Source organism: Enterovibrio sp. FF113 (assembly GCF_041439165.1).
GTDB lineage: Bacteria > Pseudomonadota > Gammaproteobacteria > Enterobacterales > Vibrionaceae > Enterovibrio > Enterovibrio norvegicus_A.
The window spans coordinates 60,232-80,434 of the sequence record NZ_JBGONO010000012.1 but is presented as its reverse complement, the minus strand read 5'-3'; the positions used below and the strand labels follow the sequence as shown (position 1 = coordinate 80,434).

General features: G+C 48.9%; 20 protein-coding genes and 1 other RNA gene. 17 read left to right on the top strand and 4 right to left on the bottom strand.

Annotated features, from left to right (window positions below):
• The first annotated feature begins 204 nt into the window (after positions 1 to 204).
• The 5 genes from petA (at position 205) to sspB (ending at position 4,007) form a co-directional block, all read left to right on the top strand.
• On the top strand, positions 205 to 795 hold the full coding sequence (petA, locus tag ACED36_RS11435; protein WP_016960769.1) for a ubiquinol-cytochrome c reductase iron-sulfur subunit: 591 nt from the start codon (positions 205 to 207) through the stop codon (positions 793 to 795).
• The gene (locus ACED36_RS11430) at positions 795 to 2,057 is read left to right on the top strand and encodes a cytochrome bc complex cytochrome b subunit (RefSeq protein ID WP_016960768.1); all 1,263 of its coding nucleotides are present in this window, start codon (positions 795 to 797) and stop codon (positions 2,055 to 2,057) included. The genes petA and ACED36_RS11430 overlap by 1 nt, the downstream gene beginning before the upstream one ends.
• Entirely contained in the window at positions 2,057 to 2,794 is a 738-nt protein-coding gene (locus ACED36_RS11425) for a cytochrome c1 (RefSeq protein ID WP_371733287.1), read from the top strand. Before ACED36_RS11430 ends, ACED36_RS11425 begins: the two co-directional genes overlap by 1 nt.
• A gap of 86 nt (positions 2,795 to 2,880) precedes the next feature.
• Positions 2,881 to 3,516: a stringent starvation protein SspA gene (sspA, locus tag ACED36_RS11420; protein ID WP_016960766.1), complete on the top strand. Its 636-nt coding sequence runs from the start codon at positions 2,881 to 2,883 to the stop codon at positions 3,514 to 3,516.
• Complete coding sequence (sspB, locus tag ACED36_RS11415; RefSeq protein WP_016960765.1) at positions 3,516 to 4,007, top strand: ClpXP protease specificity-enhancing factor; 492 nt, start codon at positions 3,516 to 3,518, stop codon at positions 4,005 to 4,007. Before sspA ends, sspB begins: the two co-directional genes overlap by 1 nt.
• A gap of 50 nt (positions 4,008 to 4,057) precedes the next feature.
• Here the strand turns inward: sspB and ACED36_RS11410 are convergent, their stop codons facing one another.
• From ACED36_RS11410 to ACED36_RS11395, 4 genes are read right to left on the bottom strand one after another with little or no spacing between them, the layout of a single operon-like run.
• On the bottom strand, positions 4,058 to 4,609 hold the full coding sequence (locus ACED36_RS11410; RefSeq protein WP_017005093.1) for a BON domain-containing protein: 552 nt from the start codon (positions 4,607 to 4,609) through the stop codon (positions 4,058 to 4,060).
• 3 nt (positions 4,610 to 4,612) lie between these two features.
• Entirely contained in the window at positions 4,613 to 5,203 is a 591-nt protein-coding gene (locus ACED36_RS11405) for a phosphoheptose isomerase (RefSeq protein WP_016960763.1), read from the bottom strand.
• A gap of 3 nt (positions 5,204 to 5,206) precedes the next feature.
• The gene (locus ACED36_RS11400; RefSeq protein WP_017005092.1) at positions 5,207 to 5,575 is read right to left on the bottom strand and encodes a YraN family protein; all 369 of its coding nucleotides are present in this window, start codon (positions 5,573 to 5,575) and stop codon (positions 5,207 to 5,209) included.
• Positions 5,559 to 7,400: a penicillin-binding protein activator gene (locus tag ACED36_RS11395; protein WP_371733286.1), complete on the bottom strand. Its 1,842-nt coding sequence runs from the start codon at positions 7,398 to 7,400 to the stop codon at positions 5,559 to 5,561. The genes ACED36_RS11400 and ACED36_RS11395 overlap by 17 nt, the downstream gene beginning before the upstream one ends.
• Before the next feature lie 55 nt (positions 7,401 to 7,455).
• On the opposite strand from ACED36_RS11395, the gene rsmI reads away from it, so the two are divergent.
• The 12 genes from rsmI (at position 7,456) to murG (ending at position 20,191) form a co-directional block, all read left to right on the top strand.
• Entirely contained in the window at positions 7,456 to 8,316 is an 861-nt protein-coding gene (gene rsmI, locus ACED36_RS11390; protein ID WP_016960760.1) for a 16S rRNA (cytidine(1402)-2'-O)-methyltransferase, read from the top strand.
• Positions 8,317 to 8,462: 146 nt separating this feature from the next.
• Positions 8,463 to 8,861, top strand: an RNA gene (gene rnpB / locus ACED36_RS11385) — RNase P RNA component class A.
• A gap of 328 nt (positions 8,862 to 9,189) precedes the next feature.
• Positions 9,190 to 9,648, top strand: coding sequence for a division/cell wall cluster transcriptional repressor MraZ (gene mraZ / locus ACED36_RS11380; RefSeq protein ID WP_016960758.1), 459 nt, complete (start codon positions 9,190 to 9,192; stop codon positions 9,646 to 9,648).
• Positions 9,649 to 9,660: 12 nt separating this feature from the next.
• A complete protein-coding gene (gene rsmH, locus ACED36_RS11375) occupies positions 9,661 to 10,614 on the top strand; it encodes a 16S rRNA (cytosine(1402)-N(4))-methyltransferase RsmH (protein WP_016960757.1) in 954 nt (317 codons plus the stop codon).
• Positions 10,614 to 10,925, top strand: coding sequence for a cell division protein FtsL (gene ftsL, locus ACED36_RS11370; protein WP_016960756.1), 312 nt, complete (start codon positions 10,614 to 10,616; stop codon positions 10,923 to 10,925). Before rsmH ends, ftsL begins: the two co-directional genes overlap by 1 nt.
• Positions 10,925 to 12,676 carry a peptidoglycan glycosyltransferase FtsI gene (ftsI, locus tag ACED36_RS11365; RefSeq protein WP_016960755.1) on the top strand — a complete coding sequence of 584 codons (1,752 nt, stop codon included), beginning with the start codon at positions 10,925 to 10,927 and terminating at the stop codon, positions 12,674 to 12,676. The genes ftsL and ftsI overlap by 1 nt, the downstream gene beginning before the upstream one ends.
• On the top strand, positions 12,676 to 14,163 hold the full coding sequence (gene murE, locus ACED36_RS11360; RefSeq protein WP_371733285.1) for a UDP-N-acetylmuramoyl-L-alanyl-D-glutamate--2,6-diaminopimelate ligase: 1,488 nt from the start codon (positions 12,676 to 12,678) through the stop codon (positions 14,161 to 14,163). Before ftsI ends, murE begins: the two co-directional genes overlap by 1 nt.
• Positions 14,160 to 15,521, top strand: a complete 1,362-nt coding sequence (gene murF, locus ACED36_RS11355; protein WP_371733284.1) for a UDP-N-acetylmuramoyl-tripeptide--D-alanyl-D-alanine ligase — start codon at positions 14,160 to 14,162, stop codon at positions 15,519 to 15,521. Before murE ends, murF begins: the two co-directional genes overlap by 4 nt.
• Entirely contained in the window at positions 15,515 to 16,597 is a 1,083-nt protein-coding gene (mraY, locus tag ACED36_RS11350) for a phospho-N-acetylmuramoyl-pentapeptide-transferase (RefSeq protein WP_016960752.1), read from the top strand. Before murF ends, mraY begins: the two co-directional genes overlap by 7 nt.
• On the top strand, positions 16,598 to 17,941 hold the full coding sequence (gene murD / locus ACED36_RS11345; protein WP_371733283.1) for a UDP-N-acetylmuramoyl-L-alanine--D-glutamate ligase: 1,344 nt from the start codon (positions 16,598 to 16,600) through the stop codon (positions 17,939 to 17,941).
• The gene (ftsW, locus tag ACED36_RS11340; RefSeq protein WP_016960750.1) at positions 17,938 to 19,149 is read left to right on the top strand and encodes a cell division protein FtsW; all 1,212 of its coding nucleotides are present in this window, start codon (positions 17,938 to 17,940) and stop codon (positions 19,147 to 19,149) included. Before murD ends, ftsW begins: the two co-directional genes overlap by 4 nt.
• Positions 19,121 to 20,191, top strand: coding sequence for an undecaprenyldiphospho-muramoylpentapeptide beta-N-acetylglucosaminyltransferase (murG, locus tag ACED36_RS11335; protein WP_016960749.1), 1,071 nt, complete (start codon positions 19,121 to 19,123; stop codon positions 20,189 to 20,191). The genes ftsW and murG overlap by 29 nt, the downstream gene beginning before the upstream one ends.
• Positions 20,192 to 20,203: the final 12 nt, after the last annotated feature.

Here is a 20,203-nt window from a genome sequence, read left to right as displayed (position 1 = left end):
TCACATTTGTTACAAAAAAGTAGCTTTATCTTGTCAAAAAGTGGGGTTTTCCTTATCATTTAACCCACGTATGCCTGTGCTATCTTAAGATAATCAATAGGCTGTTTACGTAAGAAATATACTTTTTTGAGTTAGCCGTACGCTCCAGGGACGCATAAGGACAGTTTTTAAAAATCCATGCGGGAGCACATGGGAGAATGTTGGATGAGCAATGCGCCAGTGAATTCCGGCCGACGCCGTTTCCTGACTCTATCAACCGCTGTGGTTGGTGGTGTGGGTGCAGCAGCAGTCGCTGTACCTTTTATTAAGTCTTGGAACCCTAGCGCCAAAGCAAAGGCTGCCGGTGCCCCGGTTGAAGTCGATGTGAGTAAAGTTGAAGAAGGCCAGTTAATCAGGGTGATTTGGCAGGGCAAGCCTGTATGGATTGTTCGTCGTAGCGAACAGACCTTAGAGACGTTGAATGAGATTGGCGATAAGCTTCGCGATCCTGACTCTCTTGAACCACAGCAGCCCGAATATATTACCAATACTTACCGTTCCATTAAGCCTGAGCTTTTTGTCGCAGTAGGATTGTGTACGCATCTAGGTTGTTCGCCCACCTATCTACCAGACAGTTTTGGTGAGCAAGTTGAAGGTGTTACGTCCGGTTTCTTCTGCCCGTGTCATGGTTCGAAGTTTGATATGGCGGGTCGTGTATTCCAGAGTGTACCGGCGCCACTTAATCTAGTGGTACCTCCTTATACGTATCTTAATGATAAACGTATTCTGGTCGGTGCCGATGAGGGAGCAGCGTAATGGAAAACTTTCTTAACTGGATAGAGAAACGCCTTCCTGTGATGAATGCTTACAAAAAGCATTTGTCTGAATACCCAATGCCGAAAAACTTTAACTTCTGGTACTTGTTTGGTTCGCTAGCCATGCTGGTATTAGTCAACCAACTGCTTACCGGTATTTGGTTAACTATGAGTTACAACCCTTCTGCGGAAGGCGCGTTTGCTTCGGTTGAATACATCATGCGTGATGTGGAGTACGGCTGGCTATTGCGTTACATGCACTCTACGGGTGCGTCAGCGTTTTTTGTCGTTATCTACCTGCACATGTTCCGCGGCCTGATTTATGGTTCGTATCAAAAGCCTCGTGAACTGCTTTGGCTGTTCGGCATGTTGATCTTCCTAGCGCTGATGGCAGAAGCGTTCATGGGCTACTTGCTACCTTGGGGACAAATGTCTTACTGGGGCGCTCAGGTCATTATCTCGCTGTTTGGCGCAATCCCTGTTATTGGTGATGATCTTACGTTGTGGATCCGTGGTGACTTTGTCCTCTCGGGAGCAACGCTAAATCGCTTCTTTGCGCTGCATGTCGTTGCGTTGCCAATCGTTATTCTATTGCTAGTGGTGTTGCATATTCTTGCACTGCACGAAGTTGGCTCGAATAATCCGGATGGCATTGAAACCAAATTGCCAAAAGGTGCGAAGGGCGAAGGGTACGAAACCCAATTTGCTTTCCACAAGTACTACACCAAGAAATACGACATCATTGATGCTGTTCCTTTCCACCCATACGGAACGGTGAAGGATCTGATCGGTGTTGCAGGTTTTGGTATTTTGTTTGCCTACGTTATTTTCTTCAATCCAGAAATGGGCGGCTATTTCCTTGAGCCACCTAACTTCGAAGCGGCGAACCCGATAAAAACACCGGATCACATTGCACCGGTATGGTACTTCACGCCGTTTTACGCCATTTTGCGCGCGGTCCCTGATAAATTGACGGGCGTTGTACTTATGGGCTTGTCAATCGCTGTGCTGTTCCTACTACCTTGGCTAGATCGCTGTAAAGTGCGCTCTTATCGCTATCGTAGCAAGTTGCATCTGGCGAACATTGTTCAGTTCGTTATCTCCTTCATTGCTTTAGGTGTTTTAGGTACTTTACCTGCGACTAGCCTTTACACACTGTTGGCTCAGATCTTTAGCTTTGGTTACTTTATGTTCTTTGTTCTGTTGTTTGTTTACAGCAAAAACGAGGCAACGAAACCATTACCGGAGAGGGTGAACTACTAATGAAGAAGTGGATTGTAATCTTGTTCGCATTGTTGCCTTCTCTCGCGATGGCAGCTGGTGCGAAGGTTCCGCTGGAAGCGGCGAATAACGATTTGTCAGACAAAGCTTCATTACAGAATGGCGCTAAGCTTTTCATGAACTATTGCTTTGGCTGTCACGCTACCCAGTATCAGCGCTATGAGCGTATCGCAGAAGATCTCGATATCCCCAAAGAACTGATGATGGAAAATTTGGTCTTTGACGAGAATGCAAAGATTGGCGACTTGGTCACCAATGCGATTACTGTTGATGATGCAGCCACTTTCTTCGGTGGCCCAGCTCCTGACTTGACCTTGGTTGCACGTGTTCGCGGTACAGATTGGATTTATACCTACCTGCGTTCTTTCTATGCAGATCCATCACGTCCATTTGGTGTGAACAACACCGTATTCCCAAGTGTGGGGATGCCACATGTGTTGGAAGAACTTCAGGGCACACCAGTCAAGCAGTATAAATCTGTGATGATTGATGGTCAGCAAGTGGAAGACTTTGTTGGTATTGAATCTTTGGGTAATGGTGAACTGAGCCCAGAAGAATACGATGATGCCGTCCGCGATTTGGTTAACTTTCTCGAGTATTCGGGGGAGCCAAATAAACTGGAACGCCAAGAAATGGGTTATTGGGTGATTGGCTTCCTTGTTATTTTGCTCATCTTGACCATTCTGCTCAAGAAAGAGTATTGGCGTGACGTTCACTGATCGGTTAATCTAGTGAGTTGCTGATCCACAATGGGGGCAGGTGCTCCCATTGTTTTTTCTATAGATGAAATATTCTGGAGGGGTTAATGGCTGTTGCTGCCAATAAACGCTCGGTGATGACGTTGTATTCAGACGCATCAGACATGTATAGCCATCAGGTGCGCATCGTTCTCGCTGAGAAAGGTGTGACCTATGAGATTGAGCTTGTTGATCCTAATAACCTGCCAGAGGATTTACTCGATCTAAATCCGTACAACTCGGTACCGACTTTGGTTGACCGTGAATTGGCTTTGTATAACGCGAACATCATCATGGAATACCTGGATGAGCGTTTCCCGCACCCACCGCTAATGCCGGTTTATCCTGTTGCCCGTGGTAACAGTCGCCTAATGATGTACCGTATTGAACGTAACTGGTACACATTGGCTGTGAAAGTCGAAAAAGGCAATGCGGAAGAAGCTGATAAAGCTCGTCGTCAGTTACGTGAAGAATTGCTGGCTCTGGCGCCAGTGTTTGCTGAATATCCGTTCTTCATGAGTGAAGAATTTAGCTTGGTTGATTGCTACCTAGCACCTTTGCTATGGCGCTTGCCTGTCATGGGTATCGAGCTAAGCGGCCCAGGTTCGAAAGAAGTTAAGACTTACATGGCTCGCGTTTTTGAACGTGATTCATTCTTGGCTTCATTGACCGAAGCTGAGCGTGAGATGCGTCTGGCTCAGTAATGGATGATGCTACGCTAAAACCTCGTCGCCCGTATTTATTGCGGGCGTTTTACGACTGGTTGATAGACAACGATCTGACTCCCCATTTGGTTGTAGACGCAACACTGCCATACGTGAATGTACCGACTGAGTATGTTCAGGATGGCCAAATAGTGTTGAACGTTGCACCACGGGCTATAGGTAATCTTGATCTTGGAAATGATGAAGTTTGCTTTAATGCTCGATTTGGTGGTCGTCCAATGTTGGTGTCTGTACCGCTTTACGCCGTACTCGCCATTTATGCGCGAGAGAATGGCGCTGGTACTATGTTCGATCCAGAGCCTGCTTATGAAGCAGAATTGGAGAGAATTGAACTTGAGCCAGAAGTTGAGCCTAAAGATACTGATATCTCCGTCATCTCTGGTAACGTCGCATCTGATGACGATACCTCTGTTGATGCAGAATCAGACAATAAATTCAAAGGCCGCCCTACACTCACGGTCGTGAAATAAAAAAAGCAGCCAATGGCTGCTTTTTTCTTATCTAGAGCACCAACCTTAGTTCACTCTTCCGTGGATGCTTGAGGCTCGTAGTATTGAAAGCCTTTTACTACCTGTTTAACGCCACTAAGATTACGTGCAATCTCTGTTGCTTCTTCTGCTTGTTGTCGAGTGACATAGCCGAGCAAAAAGACTTCACCATCTTCAGATAACACCTTGATATTGACGCTTCTAAGCTTCTTGCTGCCAATCAACGCCGACTTCACCTTGGTGGTTAGCCAGGTGTCTTTGCTCACGTCAGTAAGAGATAGAGGCTCTTTTACACGTATTTGATCGTAAACGGTCTCAACGCCATCCAGCTCACGCGCTTTTGCCACCAGTGTTTTCTTTAATGCAGCGGTTTTGGCCTGACCAATCAACAACAATTTCCCATCGTAGGACACGGCATTGATTCGAGTTTCGCCCAAATAAGGCGCTTTATTAGCGATCCCTGCCACTTGCATTGAAATTTGTGTATCCGTCCATTCTGTTTTTGCGTTTCGTGTGTCCTGCTCATAAATGGCGGAACAGGCACTTAACGCGAAGACTGCTGCAAGTAAAAGCGCCTTTTTCATGACTTATTCTCCGTGAGTCGGGAAAAGAAACTGGTCGATTAAATCGCAAAGTGTATGAAGCGTGACAAGGTGGACTTCTTGTATACGTGCTGTGCGTTGTGAAGGAACACGGATTTCAACATCCAGTTCACCCAGTAAGCCAGCCATTTCGCCCCCATCTTTACCTGTAAACGCAATGATAGTCATATCACGTGTTACTGCCGCTTCCATGGCTTTGATAATGTCTTTACTGTTACCGCTGGTCGATAGCGCTAATAAAACATCGCCGGCTTGGCCAAAGGCGCGCACTTGTTTTGAGAACACCTCGTCATGGTGATAATCATTGGCGACGGCTGTGAGGGTAACGGTATCAGCGGTCAGTGCTAAAGCAGGCAAGCTAGGGCGCTCAGTTTCAAAGCGATTAAGCAAGCACGATGCAAAGTGTTGGGCATTTGCTGCCGACCCACCGTTACCGCAACAAAGAATCTTATTGCCGTTTAGCAGGCACTGAACCATGACCATAGCAGCTTTCGATATTGGCTCTGGCAATGCTTCAGCGGCTGCGATCTGTGTTTGGATGCTCTCAGTGAAGCTATCTTTGATGCTGTCTAGCATTGATTACCCTTCAATAAATATATTCTTTATCCAGTTTACAGCGTTTATACCACCTTCAAAAGCCACAGCGTCAAAGCGAAATTCAGTATGTGTCGCGGAAAGCCCTTGTTTGGCTAGCCAAAGGTAGGCAGATTTCAGTAAGCGGCGCTGTTTTTGGCGTGAGATTGTGGCGGCTGCACCACCAAAACCAGATTGTTTTCGAAATTTGACTTCAACAAACACGATGCAGCTACCTTGTCGCATGACAAGGTCTAGTTCACCCACTTTGAAGCGAGCATTTTTGTCGAGAGCTATCAGGCCTTGCTGCTCCAAGAAGCGGCAAGCCTGTTGTTCATAATGGTCGCCAGTTTGCTTCTTATTTAACTGAAACAATCCCTTGGTCCCCAAACATCGCCCAAGACACGGAGCGGTTTACCGTGCAGTAATCACCCAGTGATAGCTCACCTGAGTGACCCTCATAGCGATATTGTGGCAATGCTTGCATCTGAGGCAGTGCTTCAATCAGAGCGTAGGCATCCATCCCCAGTGCATACAGGCGCGTCATGCCATTATCGAGGTCTGGCCAAAGCTGGTTAAATCTTGCAGCTGTTGGATTGTTTGCATCAACAAGTAAAGGGACATCACTGAATTCAATGCCGCGCAACTCGCCAATTTCACCCACACCATTGACGCGATTGTTACTGCGAGAACTTGCATATAGTTTCGGCGGTTTCACGTCTGGGTTGATAGCCACTTCAATAAAAGGTTTCAACAGCGTTAATTCACCCGCGTTGGCAACCAGATAGACAGCATCCACGTCGCGACGACTGCGTTGTTCAGATTCCATGTCCAAACCTAGCAATTGGTTCATTTGCTGGATACGGCCCTGACTCTCGGTCAAACCAAAGACGCGCTGAACGGTTTTCTGCATTGCAGCGCGGTTTTTAAAGAATTCCACTTCGGCTGGTTCGCCAGTCTCGGCTTCCCACTGCTTAGAAAAAGCCTCGCTAACACGACGACCAAAACCGTTGTTAGGTGCAATCACCAACGGAAACTTATGCTTGTTTTGAGCAATGTGCAGCGCAGCTTGTTCTGCTTCCTGTTCTGGCGACAAAGTAAAGAAGCAGGTGTTGGCTTCTCCATCTTCATTCTTAGGGATATTGAGTGCCAGCGTAGGGAAGCTGTTTTGGCTTGTTGTCAGGAAGGCGTCCACCTTGTCTTTTTGCAGTGGCCCAACAACGAATTGAATACCATCGTTACGCATGGCGTTGACAATCTCTGTCATTGGCATGGCGTTGGTATCATAAAACATAACAGAAGGGGCGATACTTTCTGAGTCATCATCAAGTAATGCCTGAACTAACCCATTTCTGATGGCTTCACCTTGCACTGCAAATTTGTCGCTAAGCGGCAGCATGACGCCAATACGCTCAGGACGTACGATTTCCATCGATTTCAGTGTTGCCAAATTCTCTGGCAGGTATCGATTAGCAGGATGTGCTGGATTGGCAGAAAGCCACTGATTAAGTGCCTCTTGTTGCTCTGCTGGACGGCCTGCATAGCGGCGTAAAACGTTGACGAGTTCTACCCAGCCAGCCAATACTTGATTGCCGCTTGCGGACAGCGTGTTTAGCTCTGATTGGGGCATTTTCACCAAAGCATCCCAAACGCGGTTCCAATTTTGTTGCTTATCGAAACTATCAGTCAGGTAGGGAGAGGCTTCGGCAAAAGACAACGCAGCACCAGGTTGATTACCCAATTGCTGATACAGTTCGCCTTTCAGCGTGTAATAGCGCTGATACTGAATGGCAGGAAGTTGCCATGCAGGTAAAAAGTTGAGGCTATCCACCGCCGCTTGCGCGTTTCCTTTTTGCTGAAGAAGGTGTGCTCGGCCAAGTTGCCATTCAGAAAGCTGCAATGGGGTAAGCGGCATTTTTGCCAATCTACCGACTAAAACATCCGCTTGCGCGACTTGTTTTTCTTCAATCAGTGCCTTTAATGCCAACAGGTACCAATCCGCTTTTTCTCCTGCGTCACTGGTTTCAGCTTTCAGCAAGTAGAATGTTGATGACTCACGCGCAGGCGCAGTGATGTCATATTGAGGTCCTTGCTCAACAGAAGGCGTGGTCTGACAGGCCGAAAGCACCAATGCCAGCGCGATTGGAGAGAGAAGTCGTGATACACTTTTGCACTTATGGGTTATTTTACGCATGAACATCTTCTGTCCGTAACTTGTTGCCCTCTATATTAATCGCCGAAGGGTTGTGAAACAAATGACTGATGAAACTTCAACCGTGGTTGACGTCTCAACTTTGTATATCGTGCCGACACCGATCGGAAACCTGGGAGATATCACCCAGCGTGCACTCGAAATTTTGCAGCAGGTTGACATCATCGCTGCCGAGGATACCCGCCATACTGGCAGACTACTGTCCCATTTTGGTATCACGACCCGAACTTTTGCTCTTCATGACCATAATGAACAACAAAAAGCGGATTTTCTGATAGAAAAATTGGTCAGTGGACAAACCATTGCGTTGGTTTCTGATGCGGGTACGCCGTTGATCTCTGATCCAGGTTACCACTTGGTCACGCGTTGTCGTCAGGCCGGTGTCAAAGTTGTGCCCTTACCGGGTCCTTGTGCGGTGATCACGGCGTTAAGTGCGTCGGGTTTACCTTCTGATCGTTTTAGCTTTGAAGGCTTCTTGCCGCCAAAGAGTAAAGGGCGACGTGATAAGTTTACTGAGATTGCGCAGGATCCGCGTACCTTAATATTCTACGAGTCACCTCATCGTATTACCGATACCTTGGATGACATGCTTGCCGTGCTGGGTGCGGATCGCCAAGTGGTCTTGGCACGTGAACTGACAAAAACGTATGAAACCATTCATGGCGCGCCACTGGGCGAGTTGATTGCGTGGTTGAATGAAGATAGAAATCGCCTCCGTGGCGAAATGGTTCTTTTGATTGCAGGTCACCGTGCAGAGAAAGATGATCTGCCTGTTGAAGCAACCAATGCTGTTGCATTGATCGCGAAGGAATTGCCGTTGAAAAAAGCGGCTGCGATTGCAGCAGAACTTTATAGCGTGAAAAAGAATGCCTTGTACAAATGGGGCTTAGAAAACCTCGATTAGTAAGAGGCGCTATACCGAGTCCTGTACCTGTAAATGGTGTTTAAAACGCCGTTTATAGGTGAATGTACTTACTGAGGCTTTTAAATTTGCGGATAAGCGCGTCTTGAGGTTGCTCGGCTATAGAGACTTCTATATAATCCGCGGCCTGAGTTGGCTGGGTAACCGCTGCTTCGTTGATGTCCTTTGGGAGACTGACGGGGGGGAGGAAAGTCCGGGCTCCACAGGGCAGGGTGCCAGGTAACGCCTGGGGGGCGCAAGCCTACGACCAGTGCAACAGAGAGCAAACCGCCGATGGCCTTTATATTCCGCAAGGAGATAAAGTGCACAGGTAAGGGTGAAAGGGTGCGGTAAGAGCGCACCGCGCGGCTGGCAACAGTTCGTGGCACGGTAAACTCCACCCGGAGCAAGACCAAATAGGTCCCTATTGGCGCGGCCCGCGTTGGGGACGGGTAGGTTGCTTGAGCCTGTGAGCGATTGCAGGCCTAGACGAATGGTTACCACCGTTTTTTACGGTACAGAACCCGGCTTACAGGCCGACTCACTTAATACCCCAGAAGGCGAGCATTAGCTCGCCTTCTTTAGTTTTAAAGATCGGAAAACCATTTTCTTGATCGGAATAATAGCTTTAAATGCCGGAGAATTTGATTTAGCGACTGCTAAAGTAGCCATATTGTCGTCGGCATGATATGCGGTTAAAAAAACAGCACCATCGAAATGGATGGCAAGCTGTTGAAATAGAATGTAGTTCACGAAACCGTGATCCGTGTCGCCCTACAGGGTTGCTTGACTTTCTTTTTGCCTGATACTTACACTTCTAAGTGGGAAATTGTGGAGTAAAGTGGGTTATTCTGGTGAGAAAGGGAATTAAGTGACATGTTGAGAGGGGTGAGCGCCATATCTCTCGACGTAAAAGGTCGAGTAGCATTGCCGAAGCGATATCGAGAAGATCTTGATGCGCTTTGTGATGGCGTGTTTGTGTGCACCATTGATCATCAGTTACCATGCCTGCTGCTTTACCCGTTACCGGAATGGGAGCGGATTGAAGCCAAACTTTCCCGTCTATCCAGCCTCAATCCCGCAGAGCGTCGATTGCAACGTTTGTTGCTCGGGCATGCGTTTGAGTGCGAGATGGACGGACAGGGTCGAATACTGATTGCCCCTACACTTCGTGACTATGCGGGGTTAGATGGAAAAGCCATGCTGGTTGGGCAGCTCAATAAGTTTGAGTTGTGGAACAGCGATAAATGGCAACAACAGATTGACCAAGATATTCAAATTCAAGCCGAATCAGCGGAAGCGTTGAGTGACAGGCTCAGCAATTTCTCGCTTTAGGTACCCAAGATTATGTCAGAGCAATTTTCACACATTTCCGTTCTTCTCCACGAATCCATTGAGGGTTTGGCCCTTAAGCCTGACGGCATTTATGTCGACGGCACATTTGGACGTGGTGGACACACTCGCGAGATTTTATCTCGTTTGGGCGAGAATGCGCGCCTTTACAGTATTGATCGAGATCCACAAGCTATCGCCGAAGCGGCCAAGATTGATGATCCTCGCTTTAACATTATCCAAGGTCCTTTTTCAGGTATTCAACAATATATTGAAGATCTTGGTTTGAGTGGTCAGATCAATGGCGTACTGCTTGATCTTGGTGTGTCCTCGCCGCAGCTCGATGACGCTGAACGTGGTTTCAGCTTTATGCGTGACGGCCCGTTGGACATGCGCATGGATCCAACGTCAGGTGTTTCAGCCGCACAGTGGCTTCAAGAAGCGGATGCAGACGATATTGCTTGGGTGTTGAAAGTGTTTGGTGAGGAGCGTTTTGCAAAGCGTATCGCTCGCGCCATTGTTGAGCATCGCGAAGACGAAGAAAAAGAGCCGCTGACACGTACATTGCAACTGGCGAAACTGATCGCTAACGTCGCGCCGTCTCGTGACCGCAAAAAACATCCAGCCACGCGAAGCTTCCAAGCTATCCGCATCTATATCAACAGTGAGTTGGATGAAATTGAAACCGCTCTGCAAGGTGCATTAAATGTTCTTGCACCAGAAGGGCGCTTATCCGTTATCAGCTTCCATTCGTTGGAAGATCGCTTGGTGAAGCAATTCATCCGAAAACAAAGCAAAGGGCCATCAGTACCTCATGGCTTGCCTCTGACGGAAGAGCAAATTCGAGCCTTGGGCAGTGCGAGCATGAAACCTGTCGGTAAGGCCTTAAAGCCAACAGACGGAGAAGTGTCAGACAATACACGCTCTCGCAGTTCTGTATTGCGAATTGCAGAAAAATTGGGTGACTAATGGAACGAGCACCAGGACTTAGCAGACAAATTTTTCAGGATCTTACCTCTGTCGGTAAGGTGCCTTTGGTGTTGCTATTGCTGGTGCTGATTTCTGCGTTATCCGTGGTGTTTGTCACTCAACAAACTCGGACTGCCATTGCACATCAAGATCAGTTGTTGATGGAGCGAGAAAGGCTAGAGGTTGAATGGCGAAACCAAATCCTCGAAGAACATGCATTATCTGAACACAGCCGTGTCGAGTCGATGGCACGCAATGATCAGGACATGATCCGTCCTGATAGTCGACGTGAAATCATAGTGAGCCAATAGTGTTTAAGGGAAAGAGCAAACCAGGCAACCAACGAGCTAAGAAGCAAGCGCCTACGCTGATTAAGTGGCGTTTCGTTACGGTTTGCGTCTGTATTTCTCTTGCCTTATTCGCGCTCATTGCCCGCGCTGCTTACATTCAAGTTATTGAACCCGATCGCCTTCGTTATGAAGGCGATTTGCGTTCAGTTCGCGTCAAAGCCCTCCCTTCTGCTCGCGGTATGATCACTGACAGAAACGACGAGTCACTTGCGGTGAGTGTGCCTGTCGAAGCGGTGTATGTTGACCCTGTTACTGTGTTTAAAAATGGTGGGCTAGTTGAAAAAGACCGTTGGTTTGCGCTTGCTGATGTACTGGGGCTTGATCGTCAAAAGATGCTGGACCGCATCGAGAAAAACCGCAAAAAACGATTTATCTATCTCCAGCGTCAGGTTGGCCCAGCCATGGCAAATTACATTGCCGCACTCAAATTGCCGGGCATCGGTATGAATGATGAATCCCGTCGCTTTTATCCTGCGGGAGAGGTGAGTGCCCATTTGGTCGGTGTAACGGGTATCGATGGGCGCGGTCTTGAAGGTATTGAGCGAGGTTATGACGGTTGGCTAAGTGGTGAGCCTGGGCGCCGAACTGTGCGCAAAGACAGATACGGTCGCGTGGTTGAAAATATTTCACTGGAAGCCAAAGAAGAAGGCAAGCCGTTACAGTTGAGTATCGACCAACGTCTCCAAGCCATTTCTTATCGCGCAATAAAACAAGCGGTTGCTGACTATCGAGCCACATCAGGGTCATTGGTCATGGTTGATGTGCGAACGGGAGAAGTGTTGGCGATGGTCAATGCGCCATCATACAACCCCAACAATCGCGCTGACCTAAAAAGCTTCAAAATGCGTAACCGTGCGATTACGGATGTTTTTGAACCCGGTTCAACCATTAAACCGCTGGTGGTATTAGCAGCCCTTGAAAATGGTGTGGCTGATGAGAGCACCATTATCGATACCGGCAATGGTGTCATGTCCATTGGCGGAGCCCGAGTGCGTGACGTGTCAAAAGCGGGCAAAGCCGACCTTCGTAAGATACTGAAAAAATCCAGTAATATCGGCGTCAGTAAATTATCCCTTTCTATGCCGGTTGAAGCCTTATTGGGCATTTACAGCAGCTTTGGCATGGGTGATGCCACTGGGGTCAACCTTGTGGGTGAATCCTATGGCCTATTTCCAAATCGCCGTCGCTGGTCTGATTTCGAGCGAGCCACCTTGTCATTTGGCTATGGCTTATCAATCACGCCCGCTCAATTGGCGCGCGCTTATGCAGTCCTTGGTAGCTTAGGTATTAATCGCCCATTATCGATTCTAAAAACCGAAGCGGTGGTACCTGGCAAACAAGTCGCGTCTCGGGAAAACACACGAAAGGTCATTGATATGCTTGAGTCGGTGACTCAAGAGGGTGGCAGTGCGCGACGCGCGGCGGTTAATGGGTATCGTGTTGGTGCCAAAACGGGTACGGCAAAAGTTGCGATTGCTGGTGGCTACGGCGACGAATATATCGGATATACCGCAGGGATTGCTCCAATCAGCGATCCCCGCATTGCCTTAGTCGTGGTCATCAACGAACCACAAGGCGATAAATACTACGGTGGTCAGGTTGCGGCCCCTGTGTTTTCAGACGTAATGAAGAGCGCGCTGCAGATATTGAACATTGCGCCGGACGCTCAGCAACCCTCGTTACATATTGCTAAAACGGACAAGCAAAACTGATGTCTATTACCAGCTTTAAAGAACTTTTGGCACCGTGGTTTGATGTTGTGCCAGACATTGAGATAACCGGCTTGAAACTGGATAACCGCCAGATCCAACCTGGTGATGTGTTTGTGGCTGTTCAAGGCCACAGCCTAGATGCACGTCAGTATATTCCTAACGCGATTGCAGCGGGTGCCGTTGCAGTGATTGCAGATGATGGCGATACCAGCGGTCAGTTTGGCATTACGCTAAACGGTCATGTGCCTGTCGTGGCATTTCCGCACATGAAATCGACGCTTTCCGATATCGCCGCGCGTTTTTATCAAGCGCCTAGTCAGGGTCTGACGAATATTGGCATCACGGGAACGAACGGTAAAACGACAATTAGTCAGCTTATCGCGCAGTGGATTGACTTACTTGGCGGTAAAGCTGCCGTCATGGGAACCACGGGTAATGGCTTTCTGGCATCACTTGAGCCCGCGTTAAACACCACGGGCAGTGCGCTAGATATTCAGCACCAACTGGCGCAATTCAAGCAACAAGGCGCGACGCATGTCGCCATGGAAGTGTCTTCTCATGGTTTAGTACAAGATCGGGTGAAAGCGGTTTCCTTTGACGCGGCGATTTTTACTAATTTAAGTCGTGATCACCTTGATTACCACGGCACCATGGAAGCGTACGCCGAAGCCAAGTTACGTCTGTTTACCCACTATGGGACGCCAGTATCCGTTATCAATGCCGATGATGTTGTGGGGGCGAGCTGGGTGGCAAATATGTCAGAAGCGATTGCGGTGTCCATGTCCGAAGCCGCAGTGAACACTCACAAAGGACGCAAGCTTTGGTTGACCTCCGTGAGCTATGCGACCAGCGGTGTCTCTATTGCATTCTCTTCATCGTGGGGAGAAGGGGAATTCACAGCACCACTGGTTGGTGAATTCAACGTGATGAACCTGTTGCTTAGCTTAGCAACATTGCTCGGTTTGGGGTATGACAAAGCCGCGCTTCTGGACGAAGCCCCACAACTTCAAGCCGTTATCGGCCGTATGGAAGTTTTTCACCACGCTGACAAACCTATGTTAGTGGTTGATTATGCTCACACGCCCGATGCGCTTGAAAAAGCGCTTTATGCATTACGCCGCCATTGTGAAGGAAAGCTGTGGTGCTTATTCGGTTGCGGTGGAGACAGAGACACGGGCAAGCGCCCAATGATGGCCGAAATTGCAGAACGTCTCGCCGATGTCGCTATTTTAACTGACGACAACCCGCGATCAGAATCTCCAGAAATCATCGTGGCAGACATGCTCAGGGGCATGGTCTCGCCAGAGAAAGCTGTTATCCTCCATGATCGCGCAGAAGCTTGCCGTTATGCCTTTGAAAATGCATCAAAAGATGATGTGATATTAGTGGCAGGAAAAGGCCATGAAGACTATCAAGTCTTGGCATCAGGAACGGTTCATTATTCTGATCGTGAAACGGTTCGCGATCTTTTGGAGGTAAAGGGATGATCCCGGTTTCACTTCAGACATTGCAGTCTGTTTTACAGGCTGACCTAAAAGGTGAAGACGTCGTCATCAATGCCGTATCAACCGATACGCGCACATTGGGTCAAGGCGCACTTTTTGTGGCGCTGGTCGGTGAGCGTTTCGATGCACACGATTTTGTTGATACTGCAGAAGCCAATGGTGCCTCAGCACTGCTGGTTTCCACGCCTGTTGCGTCAGAGTTGCCACAGCTGGTGGTGAATGACACCAAGTTGGCTTTAGGTCAGCTCGGTGCATGGGTAAAAGCTCAATGTGATGTGAAAACCATTGCACTGACAGGCAGCTGTGGCAAAACCACGGTCAAAGAAATGCTGGCGGCTATTTTGTCGAAAAAGGGGCAAACCCTGTATACCGCTGGCAATTTTAACAATGATATCGGCGTGCCATTAACCTTGCTTCGTTTAACACCTTCCGACGATTTTGCTGTCATGGAATTAGGGGCAAATCATATCGGTGAAATTGCCTACACCACGCAACTGGCACAACCAGATATTGCCATGGTGACTAACCTTGCTGCAGCTCACCTTGAAGGGTTTGGCTCGTTGGAAGGCGTGGCACAAGCCAAAGGCGAAATTTTTGAAGGATTGGCCGATGGCGCTCTTGCTATCGTGAACCTTGATAGTTGTGGTGGGCATTCTTGGGACGCCGTGCTGAAAAGTAAGCAAGTACTTACCATGACAGTGGCGGGTAAAGATGCTGACTATCGCGCAGAGAATATTCAACAAGCTGAAAACGGTTGTTATCAGTTTGATTTAGTCGCACAAGGCGTTGTTTCTCCACTATTTGTTAACTTGCCTGGTGCGCATAATGTCGCAAATGCAGTCTTGGCGGCAATGACAGCGCTGAATGTTGATGGCATTACCATGGATGATGTGGCGCGTGGTCTCGCATCTGTGTCGCCTGTCAAGGGACGTGGCGCGATAAGCTTCCCGCGCCCTGGACTTCGTCTCATTGACGATAGCTACAACGCAAGCCTTGCTGCGATGAAAGCCGCCGTTGATTTACTGGATGGTTTTGACGGCGACAAGGTGATCGTATTGGCAGATATGGGTGAGATGGGTGAGCACTCTGATGCGGTGCATCAGGAAGTGGCAGAGCATCTCAGTCAGGCGTCGATTCAAACCTTACTCACATATGGACCCGCCAGCGCCGCGATTAGCGAGCGTTGTGGTGGACAGCATTTTGATAATAAAAGCGCACTGATAGCGCATGTAGTAGAACTCATGAAAACAAAACGTGAAGTATCTGTTTTGGTCAAAGGGGCCAACGGAATGAAAATGTCAGAAGTCGTCGCAGCTATCGAGGAGACAGCGTCATGCTAGATTGGCTATCGGACATTCTTGCCCAGCACATACCGTTTTTCCGACTGTTTGATTACCTGACGTTTCGCGCCATCTTAAGCGTGTTAACCGCCTTAGTGATGTCACTTTGGATGGGGCCGCGCTTGATTGCCCGTTTGCAGATGCTGCAAATCGGTCAGGTTGTTCGTAACGAAGGCCCTGAATCTCACTTCAGTAAACGTGGCACACCGACGATGGGCGGGTTAATGATCTTAACTGCCATTACCGTGACTGTGCTGCTTTGGGCCGATTTATCCAATCCGTATGTGTGGGCCGTGCTGTTTGTGACCTTGGGTTACGGTGCTATCGGCTTTGTGGATGATTACCGTAAAGTGGTGCGCAAGAACACTGACGGACTTATTGCGCGTTGGAAGTACTTTTGGCAATCCGCCATTGCGCTAATTGTCGCTTTCGCGCTGTATGCCCATGGTAAAGATACTGCCGCTACGCAGTTGGTGGTGCCTTTCTTCAAAGACATCATGCCTCAGCTTGGCTTGTTCTATGTCGTGTTCACTTACTTCGTGATTGTTGGTACCAGTAACGCCGTTAACCTCACGGATGGTCTTGATGGTTTGGCCATCATGCCGACCGTCATGGTAGCAAGTGGTTTCGCATTCATCGCTTGGGCAACGGGCAACGTCAACTTCGCTGAATATCTGCATATTCCTTATATCAAAGACGCGGGCGAGTTGGTGGTGGTGTGTGCCGCCATTGTCGGGGCGGGTCTTGGCTTTTTATGGTTCAACACTTACCCAGCACAAGTCTTCATGGGCGATGTCGGCTCATTGGCGTTGGGTGGTGCATTAGGCACGATTGCTGTATTGGTGCGTCAAGAGTTCTTGCTGGTGATCATGGGCGGTGTGTTTGTTATGGAGACCTTGTCTGTGATTTTGCAGGTCGGCTCTTACAAACTGCGCGGACAGCGTATTTTCCGCATGGCACCTATCCACCATCACTACGAGCTGAAAGGCTGGCCTGAACCGCGTGTGATTGTCCGTTTTTGGATCATTACCTTGATGCTGGTACTCATCGGCCTTGCAACTTTGAAGGTGCGTTAAATGAAGACAGACGCCGCGAACAAGCACATTGTGGTGATAGGGCTTGGCATGACCGGGCTCTCTGTTGTGAACCATCTGGTCGCGAAATCGGATAACGCAAGCATTCGTGTCATAGATACCCGAGATAATCCGCCGGGCGCTGACAAGCTACCACCTAACGTGGATCTTCATGCTGGTGGTTGGAATATGGCATGGCTTCTTGATGCCGATCTTATCGTTGCGAGCCCAGGCATTGCGTTAGCAACGCCTGAGCTCAAAGCAGCGGCAGAAAAAGGCATCGAGATTGTCGGTGATATCGAGCTGTTTGCTCGTGATGTTGCCGCACCAGTGATCGGTATTACCGGTTCAAACGGAAAAAGCACGGTCACGAGTCTTTTGGGTGAAATGGCCAAGGCCGCGGGTGTTAACGTCGGTGTGGGTGGCAACATCGGTTTTGCTGCGCTCGATATGCTGGCATATGACCACGCGCTTTACGTACTCGAATTATCAAGCTTCCAGTTAGAAACCACGTCGTCGTTAGATATGGCTTCTGCCGTGTTTTTGAACCTGTCAGAAGATCATATGGATCGCTATGACGGCATGGAAGATTACCGACAGGCCAAGCTGCGCATTTTTGATCAAACCCAACTGGCACTGTGGAATCAAGACGATCTGCAAACCAAAGCACCTGAAGATAAATACTCTGAAAGCTTTGGTTTCTCGCAAGGGGATTACACACTCACCTTGAAAGAGGGTAACGAGTGGTTAACCGCAAAAGGTGAACCTGTAATGGCCGTGTCTGACATTGCCTTAGTGGGGCGCCATAACGTTGCCAATTGCCTTGCTGCGATGGCGTTGGCAGATTCTGTTGGTATTGCGCGAGACGCACAATGTCAGGCGATGCGCGAATACTGTGGCTTGCCTCACCGTTGTCAGCAAGTGTTGGAACATAACGGCATTTGGTGGGTCAACGATTCAAAGGCTACCAATCCAGCCAGCACGCTAGCGGCATTAGATGGGCTGCAATTGCCAGGTAAGCTGCATCTTCTTGTTGGCGGCGATGGAAAAGGGGCAGAGTTTTCATCACTACAACCTGTACTAGCAGCGCTTGATGTCACCTTGTATTGCTATGGCCGCGATGGACAAGCATTTGCAGGGTTAGTCGAGACACCTGTTGTCGTCGACACCATGCAGCAAGCCATGGATATTGCCGTACAAACCGCGAAGTCAGGAGACATGGTATTGCTATCGCCAGCGTGTGCTAGCTTCGATCAATTTACTAATTTTATGGTACGTGGAGAGACGTTCGCGGCCTATGCACAAGCTATTACTGCACATAGCGCCTTGGAGACGGTTTCCGAATGACGAGCATGAAGTGGGAAGACATGCATGTCTTGCGCTGGTTATCGCGACCATCGCCCACTGCTTTGTACGACAGATATATCGTTTGGCTCTCGTTTGGTTTAATGATGGTGGGCCTGATCATGGTCTCATCTGCCTCTATCCCAGTTTCAACACGTTTGGTTGATCAGCCGTTCTACTTTGCTATGCGACAAGGGATTTATTTAGTCGGTGCGTTGGCCATTGCCGCGATCGCCTTGCAAATTCCGCTTACTCGCTGGCAACAATTCAGCGTGCCAATGCTATTTATCTCACTGGTATTGCTGGTCGCGGTATTAGTGGTTGGCCGCTCTGTTAACGGCGCAGTGCGTTGGTTGCCATTGGGTGTGATCAACTTACAACCCGCAGAAGTGGCGAAACTGTCACTGTTCCTGTTTATGGCAGGTTACTTGGTACGTCGCCATGGCGAGGTGAGAGAGAGCGTGATGGGCTTTTTGAAGCCACTGGCAGTGCTGGTGATCATTGCCGGCCTCTTACTGATTCAGCCTGATTTGGGCTCCGTGGTGGTAATGTTTGTCACTACTGTTGGCATGTTGTTTATCGCTGGTGCCAAGCTATGGCAGTTTGGTGTCCTGCTATTTAGCGGTTTGGGGCTAGTCGGTCTACTGATTATCGCAGAGCCATACCGTGTTGCGCGTGTCACTTCATTTCTAGACCCATGGCAAGACCCTTTTGGGAGCGGCTATCAGTTGACGCAATCTTTAATGGCCTTTGGTCGTGGAGATTGGTGGGGCCAGGGGTTGGGTAATTCGATTCAAAAACTCGAATATTTACCTGAAGCGCACACCGACTTTGTTATTGCCGTTTTGGCTGAAGAGTTAGGTTTGGTCGGCGTGGTTGCTGTACTTTTGATGGTTTTTGGGCTGGTATTTCGCGCCTTGTTTATTGGTAAACGCTGCCTTGAAAGTAACCAGCTTTTCGGTGGGTTCCTTGCCTTTGGTATTGGGATCTGGTTTGCGTTTCAAGCTCTCGTCAATGTCGGTGCAGCGGCTGGCATTATGCCCACCAAAGGTTTGACCTTGCCGCTGGTCAGTTATGGCGGTTCCAGTTTATTTATTATGTCGACAGCGGTAGCCATTCTTCTTCGCATTGATCATGAATACCGGTTAGAGACCTCTCAAGCGCACCAACGAATTGTGACTCATGAAAAACGAAAACGAACAAAAGCATAAACGATTATTAGTGATGGCCGGCGGGACTGGTGGTCATGTATTCCCAGGGCTTGCGGTTGCCAGTGAATTGCAGCAACAAGGTTGGGAAATCCGCTGGTTAGGTACAGCGGATAGAATGGAAGCGGATCTGGTGCCGAAACATGGCATCGAGATCGACTTTATTGAAGTAAAAGGGCTGCGTGGCTCAGGCTTTACGCGTAAACTTCTTGCCCCCTGGATGGTGCTGAATGCCGTTATTCAAGCGCGAAAACATATCAAGAAGTGGCAACCAGATGCTGTTCTTGGCATGGGCGGATATGTGAGTGGACCTGGTGGTTTGGCTGCTTGGTTAAGCGGTGTTCCTGTTGTGTTGCATGAGCAAAATGCCGTGGCGGGATTAACCAACCAATGGCTGGCAAAGATTGCCACGCGCGTATTGCAGGCTTTTCCGGGCGCATTTCCTCATGCTGATGTGGTCGGAAACCCAGTAAGAAAAGATGTTTGCGAGTTGACTGCCCCTGAGGCTTATCAGGATGGCACGCCGCTTAACGTGTTGGTGATGGGCGGTAGCCAAGGCGCGCGTATTCTTAACCACACTGCGCCAGCGGCATTAGCATTGCTCAAACGCGATGTGGTTGTTCGCCATCAAGCGGGTAAAGGTAATCAAGCGGACACCGCAGAGCGGTTTAGTCACGCAAGCGTCGCTAACACAGACGTTACTGAGTTTATTGACGACGTTGCAGAAGCTTATCATTGGGCGGACATCCTGATTTGCCGCTCTGGAGCGTTAACTGTTTCAGAAGTGGCCGCCGCCGGTGTCCCTGCGATTTTTGTTCCGTTTCAGCACCAAGATCGCCAACAAGCATTGAACGCAGAGCATTTAGTCCAAGGTGGCGCAGCCATCATGATTGAGCAGCCGGAATTGACCGCTGAAAAGCTGGCGACGGTATTGGAAAACCTAGATTCACAGTCGTTGATGACGATGGCGCGTTCGGCAAAACAAGCAGCGATTACCGATGCTGCCACGCGAGTTGCATCAGTCATCAAAGACGTAGCGAAATAAGAGAACACAGTG

Coding starts and splice junctions, on each gene's coding strand:
- rsmH (WP_016960757.1), top strand. CDS start 9,661: ATGTCAGAGCAATTTTCACACATTTCCGTTCTTCTCCACGAATCCATT.
- murE (WP_371733285.1), top strand. CDS start 12,676: ATGTCTATTACCAGCTTTAAAGAACTTTTGGCACCGTGGTTTGATGTT.
- ACED36_RS11410 (WP_017005093.1), bottom strand. CDS start 4,609: ATGAAAAAGGCGCTTTTACTTGCAGCAGTCTTCGCGTTAAGTGCCTGT.
- petA (WP_016960769.1), top strand. CDS start 205: ATGAGCAATGCGCCAGTGAATTCCGGCCGACGCCGTTTCCTGACTCTA.
- murF (WP_371733284.1), top strand. CDS start 14,160: ATGATCCCGGTTTCACTTCAGACATTGCAGTCTGTTTTACAGGCTGAC.
- ACED36_RS11425 (WP_371733287.1), top strand. CDS start 2,057: ATGAAGAAGTGGATTGTAATCTTGTTCGCATTGTTGCCTTCTCTCGCG.
- ftsW (WP_016960750.1), top strand. CDS start 17,938: ATGACGAGCATGAAGTGGGAAGACATGCATGTCTTGCGCTGGTTATCG.
- mraZ (WP_016960758.1), top strand. CDS start 9,190: ATGTTGAGAGGGGTGAGCGCCATATCTCTCGACGTAAAAGGTCGAGTA.
- murG (WP_016960749.1), top strand. CDS start 19,121: ATGAAAAACGAAAACGAACAAAAGCATAAACGATTATTAGTGATGGCC.
- ACED36_RS11430 (WP_016960768.1), top strand. CDS start 795: ATGGAAAACTTTCTTAACTGGATAGAGAAACGCCTTCCTGTGATGAAT.
- mraY (WP_016960752.1), top strand. CDS start 15,515: ATGCTAGATTGGCTATCGGACATTCTTGCCCAGCACATACCGTTTTTC.
- ftsL (WP_016960756.1), top strand. CDS start 10,614: ATGGAACGAGCACCAGGACTTAGCAGACAAATTTTTCAGGATCTTACC.
- rsmI (WP_016960760.1), top strand. CDS start 7,456: ATGACTGATGAAACTTCAACCGTGGTTGACGTCTCAACTTTGTATATC.
- sspA (WP_016960766.1), top strand. CDS start 2,881: ATGGCTGTTGCTGCCAATAAACGCTCGGTGATGACGTTGTATTCAGAC.
- ACED36_RS11405 (WP_016960763.1), bottom strand. CDS start 5,203: ATGCTAGACAGCATCAAAGATAGCTTCACTGAGAGCATCCAAACACAG.
- sspB (WP_016960765.1), top strand. CDS start 3,516: ATGGATGATGCTACGCTAAAACCTCGTCGCCCGTATTTATTGCGGGCG.
- ACED36_RS11395 (WP_371733286.1), bottom strand. CDS start 7,400: ATGTTCATGCGTAAAATAACCCATAAGTGCAAAAGTGTATCACGACTT.
- murD (WP_371733283.1), top strand. CDS start 16,598: ATGAAGACAGACGCCGCGAACAAGCACATTGTGGTGATAGGGCTTGGC.